The sequence below is a fragment of the Streptosporangium sp. NPDC004379 genome, assembly GCF_042873875.1.
In the GTDB taxonomy this organism is placed as follows: Bacteria; Actinomycetota; Actinomycetes; order Streptosporangiales; family Streptosporangiaceae; genus Streptosporangium.
The window spans coordinates 473,874-487,297 of the sequence record NZ_JBIAMC010000005.1 but is presented as its reverse complement, the minus strand read 5'-3'; the positions used below and the strand labels follow the sequence as shown (position 1 = coordinate 487,297).

14 protein-coding genes and 1 pseudogene are annotated in these 13,424 nt (G+C 72.1%); 8 read left to right on the top strand and 7 right to left on the bottom strand.

The genetic code is table 11. The features are described 5' to 3' along the window. The first annotated feature begins 26 nt into the window (after positions 1–26). From ACFYSC_RS14395 to ACFYSC_RS14385, 3 genes are all read left to right on the top strand, one after another. Positions 27–1,313, top strand: a complete 1,287-nt coding sequence (locus tag ACFYSC_RS14395; RefSeq protein WP_389961089.1) for a hypothetical protein — start codon at positions 27–29, stop codon at positions 1,311–1,313. 153 nt (positions 1,314–1,466) lie between these two features. Next, on the top strand, positions 1,467–2,675 hold the full coding sequence (locus tag ACFYSC_RS14390; protein WP_389961087.1) for an AAA family ATPase: 1,209 nt from the start codon (positions 1,467–1,469) through the stop codon (positions 2,673–2,675). Continuing rightward, positions 2,675–3,883, top strand: a complete 1,209-nt coding sequence (locus tag ACFYSC_RS14385; protein WP_389961085.1) for a VWA-like domain-containing protein — start codon at positions 2,675–2,677, stop codon at positions 3,881–3,883. Before ACFYSC_RS14390 ends, ACFYSC_RS14385 begins: the two co-directional genes overlap by 1 nt. A gap of 104 nt (positions 3,884–3,987) precedes the next feature. Here ACFYSC_RS14385 and ACFYSC_RS14380 read toward each other — a convergent pair whose 3' ends face one another. The 4 genes from ACFYSC_RS14380 to ACFYSC_RS14365 all read right to left on the bottom strand — a co-directional run bounded on the left by ACFYSC_RS14380 (position 3,988) and on the right by ACFYSC_RS14365 (position 5,964). Beyond that, entirely contained in the window at positions 3,988–4,614 is a 627-nt protein-coding gene (locus tag ACFYSC_RS14380; protein ID WP_389961083.1) for a dihydrofolate reductase family protein, read from the bottom strand. Further along, positions 4,611–5,087, bottom strand: a complete 477-nt coding sequence (locus tag ACFYSC_RS14375; RefSeq protein WP_389961081.1) for an SRPBCC domain-containing protein — start codon at positions 5,085–5,087, stop codon at positions 4,611–4,613. The genes ACFYSC_RS14380 and ACFYSC_RS14375 overlap by 4 nt, the downstream gene beginning before the upstream one ends. Then, positions 5,084–5,422 (bottom strand): ArsR/SmtB family transcription factor, encoded by a 339-nt coding sequence (locus ACFYSC_RS14370; protein ID WP_389961079.1) that lies wholly within the window; start codon positions 5,420–5,422, stop codon positions 5,084–5,086. Before ACFYSC_RS14370 ends, ACFYSC_RS14375 begins: the two co-directional genes overlap by 4 nt. A gap of 77 nt (positions 5,423–5,499) precedes the next feature. After that, a complete protein-coding gene (locus tag ACFYSC_RS14365) occupies positions 5,500–5,964 on the bottom strand; it encodes an Lrp/AsnC family transcriptional regulator (RefSeq protein ID WP_389961077.1) in 465 nt (154 codons plus the stop codon). Positions 5,965–6,075: 111 nt separating this feature from the next. On the opposite strand from ACFYSC_RS14365, the gene ACFYSC_RS14360 reads away from it, so the two are divergent. The 3 genes from ACFYSC_RS14360 to ACFYSC_RS14350 all read left to right on the top strand — a co-directional run bounded on the left by ACFYSC_RS14360 (position 6,076) and on the right by ACFYSC_RS14350 (position 8,376). Then, positions 6,076–7,095 (top strand): Glu/Leu/Phe/Val dehydrogenase dimerization domain-containing protein, encoded by a 1,020-nt coding sequence (locus tag ACFYSC_RS14360; protein WP_389961075.1) that lies wholly within the window; start codon positions 6,076–6,078, stop codon positions 7,093–7,095. Continuing rightward, positions 7,092–7,793, top strand: a complete 702-nt coding sequence (locus ACFYSC_RS14355; RefSeq protein ID WP_389961073.1) for a methyltransferase domain-containing protein — start codon at positions 7,092–7,094, stop codon at positions 7,791–7,793. Before ACFYSC_RS14360 ends, ACFYSC_RS14355 begins: the two co-directional genes overlap by 4 nt. A 73-nt stretch (positions 7,794–7,866) precedes the next feature. Next, complete coding sequence (locus ACFYSC_RS14350) at positions 7,867–8,376, top strand: GNAT family N-acetyltransferase (protein WP_389961071.1); 510 nt, start codon at positions 7,867–7,869, stop codon at positions 8,374–8,376. Between the two features lie 144 nt (positions 8,377–8,520). Here the strand turns inward: ACFYSC_RS14350 and ACFYSC_RS14345 are convergent, their stop codons facing one another. Beyond that, a complete protein-coding gene (locus ACFYSC_RS14345; RefSeq protein ID WP_389961069.1) occupies positions 8,521–9,984 on the bottom strand; it encodes an RICIN domain-containing protein in 1,464 nt (487 codons plus the stop codon). A gap of 197 nt (positions 9,985–10,181) precedes the next feature. Here ACFYSC_RS14345 and ACFYSC_RS14340 point away from each other — a divergent pair, with 197 nt between their 5' ends. After that, the gene (locus ACFYSC_RS14340) at positions 10,182–10,448 is read left to right on the top strand and encodes a transposase (protein WP_389961067.1); all 267 of its coding nucleotides are present in this window, start codon (positions 10,182–10,184) and stop codon (positions 10,446–10,448) included. A 1-nt stretch (position 10,449) separates the two neighbouring features. Here ACFYSC_RS14340 and ACFYSC_RS14335 read toward each other — a convergent pair whose 3' ends face one another. Together ACFYSC_RS14335 and ACFYSC_RS14330 are read right to left on the bottom strand one after the other, a co-directional pair. After that, entirely contained in the window at positions 10,450–11,883 is a 1,434-nt protein-coding gene (locus tag ACFYSC_RS14335) for an MFS transporter (protein ID WP_389961065.1), read from the bottom strand. Next, on the bottom strand, positions 11,880–12,338 hold the full coding sequence (locus ACFYSC_RS14330; protein ID WP_389961063.1) for a MarR family winged helix-turn-helix transcriptional regulator: 459 nt from the start codon (positions 12,336–12,338) through the stop codon (positions 11,880–11,882). Before ACFYSC_RS14330 ends, ACFYSC_RS14335 begins: the two co-directional genes overlap by 4 nt. Positions 12,339–12,499: 161 nt before the next feature. Between ACFYSC_RS14330 and ACFYSC_RS14325 the strand changes: the two are divergent. Next, positions 12,500–12,904: pseudogene (locus ACFYSC_RS14325) on the top strand (aldo/keto reductase); the annotation flags it as partial. Positions 12,905–13,424 lie beyond the last annotated feature (520 nt).

Below are 13,424 nucleotides of genomic sequence, written 5' to 3'. Positions count from 1 at the left end.
GCCCCGTTCGCGCAAGGTGAGTGCTGATGCCGCACTCGACCTCGAACGAGGATCCCCGCCTTTCCCTCTGGCTGCGCGTGCGCGAGTTCGCCGTGCCGCCCCCCATGATCGAGTCGGCGACCGCCCGCCGCAGCGTCGGCGACTGGTCGGCGGCGTGCGCCGCGGCGCACGTGGACGTCGATCTCGACCTGCGCCGTACGGCGCGCCTCCACGGCCGGGAACCGGCCGCCCGTCTCCGGACCGACCTCCGCCACCTGGCACCCGACCTGCTGCGCTGGCACATGCCGAGGATCGCCCCCGACGGCCTGTTGCGTCCGGGCCTGACCGTCTCGCTGGCCCGGTACCACAACGGGGACGACACGCTTCACCTCGTGGCCAGGACCCCGCCGGCCTGGGCGGACGCCGGACAGCGGATCAGCCTGGCGCTCTGGGACGGTTCCCGGCCCGGACATCATCCGCATCCCCACCCCCGTCCGAGTCGACGCTTCCGTCTCGACCTGCATCGCCACCTGTGGGACGCGCGCCGGGCCGGTGAGCTGCGCATCCGTTCCGAGACGGCGCCGCACTCGCGGGGCTGGGCCGTCGACCGGTGGCCGGACGAGGCCCGGCTGCTGCTCCGCGCCGAAGGGTGGGACGGGGGTACGGTCGCCGTCCGGGTCGGCGGGCGGCGTCAGGTGCTCCTCGACGTGGACGCGTCCCGGGACGACGGCGAAGGACCAGCGCCGCCGATCCTGCCCGACGCGGCGACCTGGGTGCTGCCCGACCTGGCGTTGCTGCGTGCCGGGCTGATCGGGGCCGGCGGGCTGCACCCGCTCGTCGCGGCGGCGCTCGTACCCGGCCGTTCACCGGACGCCGCGCCGCCCGGTCACCGCGACCGGAACGGGCCGCGGACGGTCGAGTGCCGTGGCGCCCGGCACCGGATCGCGCTCGTGGACGGCGTCCTGGTCGCCCTGGACCACGACGCGGCCGAGATCCGGCGCGAGAGGCTGCTGGCCGAGCTGACCGGCACCCCGCTGCCCTGTCTGCGGCTGATCGAGGAGGCGCACCGCTCCCCGGAGTGCCTCCTCGACGTCCGCGCGCGGCTGGAGCACGGCGACGCCGCCGGAGCCCAGGCCACCGTCGACGGTCTCCTCGGACCCGGTGCGCGGCTGCCCGAGGGCGCGCTGCGCGACGTACTGGAGGAGGCGGCGCGGCGGCGGATCGACCACGGGCTGTTCCGCGCCGGGCTCGAACCGGGGCCGGGACCGGCCGGGCGACCGGACCGCCGCTCCCCCGAGGGCCGTGCGCGCCCGCGCCACGCCACGTTCCGCTGACACCTTCCCGGACCTCTTTTCCGGGACCTCCTTTCCGGGACCTCGTTTCCGGGACCTCGTTTCTCAGCCTCCGTTTCTCAGACCCCGTTTCCAGATCTCGTTTCCAGACCCCGTTTCCAGATCTCGTTTCTCAGACCTCAAAGGTGATTCATCATGCTTTCTTCTGTTCACGCCTCGCGCCTCGACGTCGCCGGCGACCTGCTGTCCCTGCTCCGCGACACCACCACGGAGCCGCGTGCCGACACGCAGCTGGACGCCCTGACCCTGGCGGTGGCGGCCGACCTGCCCGTCCTGCTGTGGGGGGAGCCGGGGATCGGCAAGACCGCGGCGCTGCAGCAACTCGCCGAGACGCTCGGCCTGCCGCTCACCACGGTGATCGCCAGCGTGCACGAGCCGTCCGACTTCTCCGGCCTGCCGGTGGTCGGTGACGACCCCGCCGTGCAGGGCGTCCCGATGGCGCCGCCGGACTGGGCCGTGCGCCTGGCTCACGCCGGCCGGGGTCTGCTCTTCCTGGACGAGCTGTCCACGGCGCCGCCCGCCGTACAGGCCGCCCTGCTCCGCCTGGTTCTGGAACGGCAGGTCGGGGCTCTGCGGCTCCCGGCGGGTGTCCGGATCGTGGCGGCCGCCAACCCGCGTTCCTCCGCCGCCGACGGCTGGGAGCTGAGCCCGCCGCTCGCCAACCGGTTCGTCCACCTGCAGTGGCGTCACGACCACGATGTCGTCGTACGCGGCCTCGGCGGGACCTGGCCGCGCGCGAGCCTGCCGTGGCTCGACCCGGAGCGGCTGCCCGGGGCGGTGGCGTTCGCCCGGCGCGCGGTGTGCGGGCTCCTCACCGCGCGTCCCGACCTCGTGCACCGGCTGCCGGGCAACGAGGCGCACCGGGGCGGCCCGTGGCCCTCGCCTCGCAGCTGGGAGATGGCGTTGTTCCTGACCGCCTTCGCCACCGCGGCCGACGCGTCCAAGGACGTGCTGTCCATGCTGGTCAGGGGCACGGTGGGAGACGGGCCCGGACTGGAACTGCTCGCCGCCATGGATCGGATGGACCTTCCCGACCCCGAGACGCTGCTGGCCGACCCGGCGGCGGCCGAGCTGCCCCGGCGGGGCGACCTGCGCCAGGCCGTACTCGACGGAGTGGTCGCGGCCGTGCGGAAGCGGCCGGACAAGGAGCGGTGGGACGCCGCGTGGGCGCTGCTGGTGCGGGCGGTGGAGACCGGCGCCCCGGACCTGGTGGTCGTGCCCGCCTCCACGCTCGCCGCGCTGCGCCGCGCGGACTGGGAGGTCCCGGCCGCGATCGAGAGGCTCGCCGGGGTGGTCTCCCTGGGCAGGAAGGCGGACGAGGTCGCGGCGCGGGTGGCGGGCTGATGGACCTCGAGAAGCTCTTCACCGCCCGGTTGTACGCCGCGAGGGCCCGGCCCTATCTGGCGACGGCGCTGTTCGCGCTGCACCCGGTGGAGTCGCGGTCGGTGCCCACGATGGCCGTGGACCGGCACTGGCGGTGTTACGTCTCCCCGGCGTTCGTCGCGCGGACCCCCGTCGAGGAGCTCGCGGGCGTGTGGGTGCACGAGGTCTCCCACCTGCTGCGCGACCACCACGGCCGCAGCGACCGGGTCGCCCGGCAACGGGAGCTGACGGGGCGGGGAGAGCGGCTGCGGATGAACATCGCCGCCGACATGGAGATCAACGACGACGTGTACGGCGACGGCCTGGCCTGGCCCGAGGACGCAGTCCGGCCGAAGACGCTGGGGCTGCCCGAAGGCGAGCTCATGGAGGACTACCTGCGCATGTTCCGGCTCGGGCCGTACACGCAGGGTCTGGTCTGGCTGGACTGCGGCAGCGGCGCCGACGGGCTCGACCGGGAGTGGGATCTCGGGCCGGAGGGCGCGGACGGGCTCGGCGACCACGAGCGGGAGGCGGTCCGGTTCCGGGTGGCGCAGGGCATCAACGCCCGTCCGGGGAACGCGCCGAAGGGGTGGCGGCGGTGGGCGGAGGAGGCGTTCCACCCGCCGCAGCCATGGCGGGAACTGCTCGGCACGGCCATCCGCTCGGCGGTGTCGGGACCCGGCGTGGGTGAGGACCACACCTACGGCAGGCCGTCGCGGCGCTCGGCCGGCCTGCCCGGCGTCGTCCTGCCGAGCCTGCGGCGCAGGCCGCTGCGGGTCAGTGTGGTCATCGACACCTCCGGGTCGGTCAGCGACGCCGAACTGGGGAGCGCGTTGCTGGAGGTCTCCGCGATCGTCCGCGCCGTGGGCGGCCGGCGCGACCTGGTCGGCGTGCTGTCCTGCGACGCGGCGGCCCGGGTCGTGCGGCCGCTGTGCCGGGCCGAGGGGATGACGCTGGTGGGCGGCGGCGGCACGGACCTGCGTGCGGGCATCGCCAGGGCGCTGCGGACGAGCCCGCGGCCGGACGTCGTCGTGGTCCTGACCGACGGACAGACCCCGTGGCCGCGGGAACGGCCCGCGTGCCGCATGGTGGTGGGGCTGTTCTCCCGGGTCGGGCCGCCGGACGAGAGCGATCCCGTCCACGTGCCGGACAGGCCGCCCTCGTGGGCGCGGGTGGTCGACATCGGCTAGGCGGAGGGCCTTCCTCCTCATCCCTCCTCATCCGCCGCGGCGTCGGCGGCCGGAGCCTGTCATGTCGGCCGGCGCCTCCGGGCCACCCGGGCCCCGGCGTTCCGTCAGACGAAGGCGGCGACCCCCTCGTACTCGCCCCGTGGCGCTTCTCCCGTGGTCGTGTATTCGAGGAACAGCAGACCGGCGGGCGTGGCGTCGTGGCGGACCAGGCGGAGACCGGACGCGGCGCCCGGCCCGGCCGAGAAGCGCCGTCCGGTCCAGAGCACCGTGGGCGCGACCACGAGGCGGAGCGTGTCGATCAGGCCCGCCGACAGCAGCGTGTCGCCCAGGCGGGCACTGCCGTGGATCTGGAGCTCCCGCCCCGGCCGCGCCTTCAACTCGGCGACGGCCCGGACCGGGTCGCCCCTGAGCACGGTCGCGGGGTGCCAGGTCCCCTCGGCGAGGGTGTTCGACACGACGTACTTGGGCAGCGTGTTCATCCGCCCGGTGAAGGGGTCGGCCGGGTCTCTGATCTCCGGCCAGTCGCGGGCGAACGCCTCGTAGGTGCGCCGGCCGAGCAGCAGGCCGTCGGCGAGGTCGAGCCAGTCGGAGGTGCGCCGGACGAACGCCGCGTCGATGTGGGGCACGAGCCAGCCGCCGCGGGTGAACCCGTCGGTGGTGTCCTCGTCCGGCGAGCCCGGCCCCTGGCTGACGCCGTCGAGTGTGACGAACCGGGTGATGGTGATCTTCATCGCGTGGCCGTCCCTTCGGTGAAGGCGGCCAGTTGGCCGGCGACCGTACCCCAGCCCTCGGCGAAGCCGGCCTTCTCGTGGTGGGCGCGGGTCTCCGGATCGCCGTGCCGGACGATCGCCCGGTAGTCCGTGCCGTCCGGATGGTCGGCCAGCGTGATCGTGGCGGTCATCGTGATCGGGCCGGCGTTCGCGGGACGCCAGCTGCTGTCGATGGCGGTGGTGAACACGAGCCGTTCGAGTTCGTCGACGGCGAGGAAACACGCGTCCAGATGCGGGACGAACTCCGACCCGTCGTTGCTCATCCGCGTCACGAACGCGCCTCCCGGCCACAGGTCCAGGCGGTCCACGCGGCAGCGGGACGGAGCCGGCACCCACCACCGCTCAAGCCGGGACGGGTCGGTCCAGGCGGCCCACACGGTGGCGCGCGGGGCGCGGATGACCCGCTCCAGGGCGAGGTCGAGGTCGGGGTTCACTGGGTGTTCTCCTCGGGATCGGTGACGAACTGTTCGAGGCGGTCGGTGCGCAGCTCCCAGATCCGGCGCTGCTCCGCGAGCCAGTCGTCCAGGAGGGCGAGCCGTTCCCGGTTGAGCGTGCAGGTGCGCACCCGGCCCGACTTGACCGTGCGGATGAGCCCGTTCGACTCAAGGGTCCGCACGTGCTTCATGAACGAGGGAAGGGTCATGGGGAACTCGCGGGCGAGGTCGCCGACGCTCGTGGGCCCGCGGCCGAGGCGCCGGACGACGGCGCGCCGGGTCGGGTCGGCGAGGGCGATGAACACGCCGTCCAGCTGCGCCGAATACTGTGCCATGCGGCTAAGCATTGCAGGGCACCATGGTTAGCGCAAGAGCTAAGTATCGACCGGGCCGTCAGCCGGAGGAGCCGTCCCTAGCCGGACGCGGGAAGCCGTGCGGGGGCGCTGTTGCTCACCTGCCGGAAGATGACCGAGGTGCGGAAGCCGATGATCTCGCCGCGCTTGCTGAGCCGGTCCATGAGGAAGGCGTGCAGGTGGTCGAGGTCCTGTACGGCGACGTGCAGCAGGAAGTCGTCGCCCCCGGAGAGCACGAAGGTGTGGAGGACTTCCGGCAGGCCGCTGGCGAAATCCTTGAAGGCGTCGATGACGGCACGGCTGAGGGGGCGCACCTGAACCGAGACGAGCGCCTGAACGCCGCGGTTGAGGGCGACGAGATCGATGTCGGCGTGGTAGCCGCGGATGACGCCCCGGCGGTGGAGCGCCCGGACCCGCTCCAGGCAGGTCGAGGGGGCGATGCCCAACTGCCGGGCGAGTTCGCGGTTGGACTGCCGCGCATCTGTCTGGAGAAGCCGCACGATCTCCGAATCAAGTTCATCCATGGTCGGCCACCATAGTTTATTTCAGCCAAACGTTCGATCAACCTCCCGAATCGTTAGCCATTCGTCCAGCATGGTGCCATCCAACACGGCGAATGAAGGACTGATGAACCCATGTTCGATCATGAGCAGGTCGCGATCCGCACCGGCCGGCGCTCCCGGCTGCCGGTGATCGTGGCCGTCCACTCGACGACGCTCGGCCCGGCGGCCGGCGGCCTCCGCCTCTGGCACTACCCCGACTGGCGGGACGGCCTGACCGACGCCCTTCGCCTGTCGGCGGCGATGACATCGAAGTTCGCCGTGGCCGGGCTGCCCTGCGGCGGCGGAAAGACCGTCGTGGCCCTGCCGGAGGGAAGGGAACTCGGGGAAGGCGAGCGCCGCGACGTGCTGCGCGACGTGGCGGACGTCATCGACTCGCTGGGCGGCGTGTACGCCACCGGCCCGGACGTCGGGACCGGCCCCGACGACATGGCGGTGATCGGGGAGACCACCCCGCACGTGTTCTGCCGTCCGGCCCATCTGGGCGGCAGCGGCGATTCGTCACCGCACACCGCGCTGGGGGCGCTCGCCGCGCTACGGGCCGTCAGCCGGCGGCTGTACGGCTCCCCGGAACTGAACGGCCGCGGCATCGCCGTCGTCGGCCTGGGCCGTGTCGGCGCCGGCCTCGCGCGTCTGCTGGCCGCCGAGGGAGCGGTGCTGACGGTGACCGACATCGACCCGGACAAGCGGAGACTCGGTGACGAACTCGGGGCCGCCTGGCGGGCTCCCGACGACATCCTCTCCGCGGACGTGGACATACTGGTCCCCGCGGCCCTCGGTTCCGTCCTGACCGGGCGGACCGCGACCGAGCTCCGCTGCCGTGCCGTGGTGGGACCGGCGAACAACCAGCTCGCCACTCCGGATGTCGCCGACCTGCTGCACCGGCGGGGCATCATCTGGGTGCCGGACTTCGTCGCCGGCGCGGGCGGGGTCATCAACGCCGTCAGCACCGAACTCCACCACGTCAGCGCGGAGGAAGCCCGCGCGCGGGTCGACGCCATCGAGGACACCGTCGGCGACCTGCTGGACACCGCCGAGCGCCATGGCCGCACCCCGGCGCAGGCGGCATGGGACCTGGCCCGGAGCCGGGCATGACGGCGCCGCGCCCCCGTGCGGCGGCGTCCGCCGTGACCCGCCGCAGCTACGACACGGTGGCCGAACGGTACGCCGCCGAGATCGGCGACGAGCTCGAGGGCAAGCCCCTCGACCGCGCCCTGCTGGACGCCTTCGCCGAACTGACCTCGGACGGGCCGGTCGTGGACGTCGGCTGCGGCCCGGGCCAGGCGACGGCCCACCTGGCCCGCCGTGGAGCCCGTACCTTCGGAGCCGACCTGTCGCCCGCCATGTGCGCCGTCGCGCACCGCGCCACCGCCCTGCCGTTCACCGCGGCGGACATGACCGCGCTGCCGATCCGCTCGCGGACGGTGAGCGGCATCCTGTGCTGGTACGCCGTGATCCACCTGAACCCGTCCGAACGGGCCGCCGCCTACACGGAGTTCGCCCGGGTGCTGCGCCCCGCGGGGCATGCCCTTCTCGCCTTCCACACCGGCGACGACAACACCCGCCCCGGACAGGCCAGCCACCTCACCGAATGGTGGGACCACCCCGTCGATCTCACCTTCCGGTTCCTCGACCCGGTCGCCGAGACGGCGGCCCTCGCCCAGGCGGGCCTCACCCTCACCGCACGGCTCGACCGGGCGCCACACCCCGGACACGAGCACCCCAGCCACCGGACCTATCTCCTGGTGAAGCGGCTCCCGTCCGAACGCGACGCCGGCAGTAGGATCCTTTGATCCCCGTATCCCCCGCGTCGGCGGGCATGCGACCGGCCCGCCGGTTGGACCGCTCAGAAGGAGTCGTGAGAGCTTGGACCGTCGAATTCCCGGGCCGACGCGGCGTCTGGCCTTCCGGGAGATGACCGCCGCCGATCTGGACGACATGGCCGCGCTCCTGGGCGACGACGAGGTCATGCGCCACTATCCGCAGCCGATGAGCCGGGACGAGGCCCTGCGCTGGATCGAGTGGAACCAGCGCGGTTACCGGGAACACGGTCACGGCCTCTGGCTGGTCACGCTCCGAAGCAGCGGTGAGTTCGCCGGGAACTGCGGCCTGACCCTGCAGAACGTCGAAGGTACGGTCCACACCGAGATCGGGTACCTCCTGCGGGCGGAGCTCCACGGCAACGGCTACGCGACCGAGGCCGCGGCGGCATGCCGCGACCACGCCCGTGACGTCCTCGGGCTCGACCGGCTCATCGCGATCATCAATCCGGACAACGTTCCTTCGCAGCGCGTCGCCGAGAAGATCGGGCTGGCCCTTGAACGTGAGGCGACGTACCAGGGCCGGACGACGCGGATCTACGCGTCCGAGCTGTGACGTGACGACCGCCTGAGCGTCGTGCCCGCGGGCGCCGGCACCCCGGCGCTCTCCGCCCGGGGTGCCGGTGCTCACCGAAGATCTGACGGCCGTCACGCGAGGGCCGACCCGGCGAGGACTCTCCTCACCCGGTCGAGACGACCGTCAGACGGCCGTGCGCGACCACTGCTGGTTGGTGCCGCCGTTGCACGAGTACTGCTTGAGGATCACACCGTCCGCGGTCGACGCGGACGGCACGTCCACGCATTTGCCGCTGTGCCGTGCCTGGAGCTGGAAGTAGCCGCCGCCTGCGACCATCTGGAACTGCTGGTTGGCGCCGGTGCCGCAGGTGTACTGGATGAGCTCGGCGCCGTCGGCGGTCGAAGCGCCCACCACGTCGAGGCACTTCCCGCTGTGGCGGCTGACGATGCGCCAGTAGCCGCCACCGGCGTCCTGGAACCGCCACTGCTGCCACGGGTTGCCGCCGTAGGCGTACTGGTCGACGCGCGCACCGTTGTCGGTGCGCGCCTGCTGGACGTCCATGGTCTTGCCGCTGTGGCGCGCGTCGATCTTGTAGAACGTCTCCGGCTGCGGCGAAGGGGTGGAGTCGCGGACGGTGTCGCCCCAGCCGTAGCGGACCCGGTCGGCGCCGGACTGGTTGCGGATGGCCAGGGTGAGGTTGGTGCCGCTGCCGCCCAGGGCGTACATCGAGTAGTGGTCGTAGCCGAGACCCGCGGTTATCTTGCCGCCGAGGGCGGGCCAGTAGGTGCCGCCCATCTGGTTGTCACGCATGACCTGCGCCACGGCGCGGAGGTAGCGCACGAAGTTGTCGGTGCTGTTCGCGTCGCCGTAGTTGAGGCCGGTGACCATCGGCGCACCGTACTCGGTCACGACCGCGCGGGAGGCGCAGTTGCCCAGAAGCGTCTGGATGTGGCTCCGGAAGGCGTCGTAGGTCATCGCGCCGTAGAAGAAGGCGTAGTAGTGGAAGGACAGCAGCGTCGAGTTGAAGCGGCTGTCGTTGCAGATGTCCCGCAGGTCCTGGCTGAAGCCGGTGCCGCCGATGAGCACCCGGCCGGGCACCGCCGAGGGGTGAGCGCTGAGCCAGTTCGCCGCGACGTTGCGCCATTCCGCCGAGGTGTAGCCGTGCGGCTCGTTCATCGGCTCGAAGTAGACGTTGCCGTTCGAGCCGTAGGTGTTGATCACGCTGGACCACATCGCGTTCCACGCGGCGAGGTTCGTGATCCTGCCGCCGGAGGCCGCGCCGTCCTCCCAGTAGGCCAGGATGACCTTGAATCCACGGTCGGCGGCGGCGTCGATGGCGCCGCGGTAGGAGTTCCACCAGGTCGTGTCGGCCACGGTGTGGGTGTTGATGGGCAACCGGACGGTGTTGACCCCCATGACGTATTCCATGTTGTCGTAGAGGGCGTTGGCCTTGGCCCGCACCGTCGCGTTGCTGTCGGACCGGCTCAGACCCTGCACGACGAGCGTGCCGGTGCTGAAGTTGTCACCCAGCACGGCCCAGTTCATGCCTCGGAACTGGTTGGTGGCGGCCTTGGCCGACGACGCGGGGACGAGGGCCGCCACTGCGGTGAGCGCGGTCACCACGAGGGCGACCAGCAACCCGTGCAACGACCGGATGCTTCGCGATGACCCTGATGAGTGACCATCGGACGCGATGCTCAGTGTCATGGAACGTCCCATCACTAGACCTGAACCGCCGGGCCGGACTTTCGCCTGCGCCTGATTGTTAGCGCTAACAAACGAACGCGGCGGAGGGCCTCACGCTAGGAAGGAGGCGGGAGCGCGTCAACGGAAAGGGAGACGACGTGCTCGAACCGCTGGTCCGCGACGGACACCGCTGTAAGTTTCAGGCAGACTTCCCGGTCGTTCTGACGCCCGGTCCTGCCGATGCGACTCCACCGCGCCTGGACCGCGCCCTGGTCAAGGCCTCCAGGCGCGGCGGGGAGGCCGTGCTGATCGACGGCACCCTCATCCCCACCCACCGCACCGGCAAGGACGACCGCAAGAACCATTCGGGGAAGCACAAGCGCCACGGCCTGCGCTTCCTCGCGCTCACCGACGAATGCATCTGACTTACGGGCCGGCCTCGGACGGGCGTCGGCGGGCGAGAGCGAGGCTGGTCAGCGTCGTGATCGCCATGGCGCCGATGCCGACCAGCGCCGCGGTGGTGTAGGCGCCGTCGTCGGGGAAGAGGTGGCCGGGGCCGGTGCCCGCGGCGAGGATCAGGCCGCCGACGGCGCTGCCCAGGGAGTACCCGACGCTGCGGACGACGTAGTTGAAGCTCATGGCGCTCGACGTCTCGCTCTTGGGGGTGACGGCCAGGATGACGCCGGGCATCGCGGCCGAGAAACCGCCGACGCCGAAGCCGAGCACGCCCATCGCCGCGAACAGTTCGGCCAGGTCCGACCGGGCCGCCGCGAACAGGGCGAACCCACCGCCGACCACGACGGCGCTGCCGGCCAGGAGCAGGGGGTCGGCGATCCGCGTCCGGACCCTCGGCGTGAGCTTGCCGGCGACGAACCCCAGCACCGAGAACGGGATGAGGACCAGCCCGGCGACGAAGGTCGTCAGCCCGAAGCCGTAGCCGGCGCCGTGCGGCGTCTGCGCGTACCGGGTGATGAGCGTGAGCAGGAGGTACATGCCGATCCCGCCGACGAACATGGCGAGGTTCGCCCCGGCGACCGCCGGGTGTCGCACCGCCCGCACATCGACCAGGGGCGTCGTGCTGCGCAGCTCGATGACGACCCAGACACAGAGCAGCACCACCGCGACGACGGCGAGGCCCGCCGCCACGGCGAGGTGCCGGCTCCACAGATTCCGTTCGCCGGCGAGGAACAGCACCAGGAGCAGCGCAGCGGCCAGGACGACCGCGCCTGCCACGTCCACGCGGGCGGAGCGGCCCTCGGGGGCTTCGGGCATGGAGCGCCACGCGGTCAGGAGGGCGGCGACGGTGACGACCAGGCCGAGGCCGTAGGCGGCCCGTACCCCGCCGAGCTCGGCGAGCAGTGCGGCCAGCGGGTAGCCGACCCCGGCCCCGATGATCGAGACCACCGAGATCAGGGCGATCACGGCTGCGCCGCGCTCCTCGGGGAGGTGGTCCCGGGCCACGCCCATCATCAGCGCCGTCAGCCCGAGCCCGACGCCCTGGGCCGCCCTGCCGGCCAGCAGCCACGCGAACGGCAGCGGCAGCACGGTGAGCGCGCTGCCGGCGACGACGACCGCCAGCGTGGCGAGGATCGCGGCCCGCCGGTGCGGGCCGGCTCCGAGCCGGCCCAGGACCGGCGTGGCGACGGCGCCGCTGAGCAGCGCGACGGTCAGCGTCCACTGCGCGCTGCCGAGCGAGACGCGGAACGAGGTCGCCACGCTGGTGATGAGCGGCGTCCCGAGGCTGGCGACCGCCGCCACGACCAGAGCGATGAACACCAGGGCGGGGACCAGCAGCCGCGCCTCGGAACGCGCCGCCGGGAACGCCTTCGCCTCGACCCCGCCGACCGGCCGCCCGGTCACTGCTTCGGCCCTTCGTGGTCCTGGCTTTCGAGCTCTGCCAGATGCTTCAGCGCCGGAAGGGCCGCCACCAGCGCCTCGACCTCCTCGCCGGTGAGTTCGCCGATCAACCGCTCGAACGCGTGGACGCCCGCCTGGCGCCGCGTCCGGACGTAGGAGGCGCCGGCCTCGGTCAGACACACCAGCGTGACCCGCTTGTCGGACGCGTCACCCCGCCGCTCGACCAGGCCGGACTCCTCCATCACCCGGATCAGGGCGGTCATCGCGGGCTGGGTGACGCCCTCGACCGCGGCCAGATCGGTGATGCGTCGCGGTCCGGTCCGGTCCAGGGTGGCCAGGGTGGCGGCGGACGTCAGGCTCATGTCCCGGGGCAGGCGTCTCGCGGCCCTGGTGGCCAGGCCGTAGAGGGCCGCCCCGATGGCGGCGGACGCGCCAGGAGCGGTGTCTTGACGACTCATGCGCGAAGCATAACAGTTTTATATTCATAGTTTATGTAAATGCTTTGGCGGACTCCGCCCTTCTGCGACGCTCTCAGAGCACCGGCCCCAGGCCTGACTGGTCCAGCCGGAACCTGGCGTAGCCGACGGACCCACGATCGGTCGCGGCCGCCGAGCCGGACGAGACCGCCGACGCCTGCTCCCGGGGCAGCAGTGAGGAGGTCACCGGCCGCCTGCTGTCGAAGATCTTCACCGACCGGGACGACTCCGTGCTGGCCACCAAGGTCTTCTTCCCCGTCGGCCGGGGCGTCAACGACCGGGGCCTGTCGCGCAAGCACATCATGTCGGCCATCGACGCCTCACTGCGCCGCCTGGGCACCGACCACGTGGACCTCTACCAGATCCACCGCTGGGACCCCGACACCCCGATCGAGGAGACCATGCAGGCCCTGCACGACGTGGTCCGCGCCGGCAAGGCCCTCTATCTCGGCGCCTCCAGCATGAGCGCCTGGCAGTTCGCCAAGGCCCAGCACGTCGCCGAGACCAACGGCTGGACAAAATTCGCAGCGATGCAAAATCACTACAACAAGCGGTTCACCTCATGCGGGAAGTCCACCCTGGCCGCCTGACCCCGCTCCCCCACCGACCTCTACGGCGACGAAGCCCCTGTTGAGCTGCCGATCCGCTCCCGGGCACACCGCCTCACCCACTCGCCGAAGACCGAGGGCCGTCACGCAAGGGCCGATCCGGCGAGGACTCTCACTACACAATTAAAGCGGCCCGCCTACGGCGGCCCGCGTCGCGCGCTGGTCGGCCAGCCGGCCGGGCTACGGCTCTTCAGCCGGCACCGCCCACGCGCTCCTCGCCACCAAGACAGACGCCAGAGAACCGAGGAGCACCGCGGCCAGCACAATGCGGTCTAGCTCGCTGACTCGCTCCGAAGGGAAAGCCACAAGGGGCTCCAACCCCTGCATCCCAGCCCTACTCGGAGATGACCTGGGCGGTGCAGGTGGAAGGCCGCCATTTCCTCGCCGGCCACCTCGAAGGGATGCCAGACCGGCCACCTGGGATAAGCCGTCAAGTGCGGGCAGGGCAACCAGCCGATGC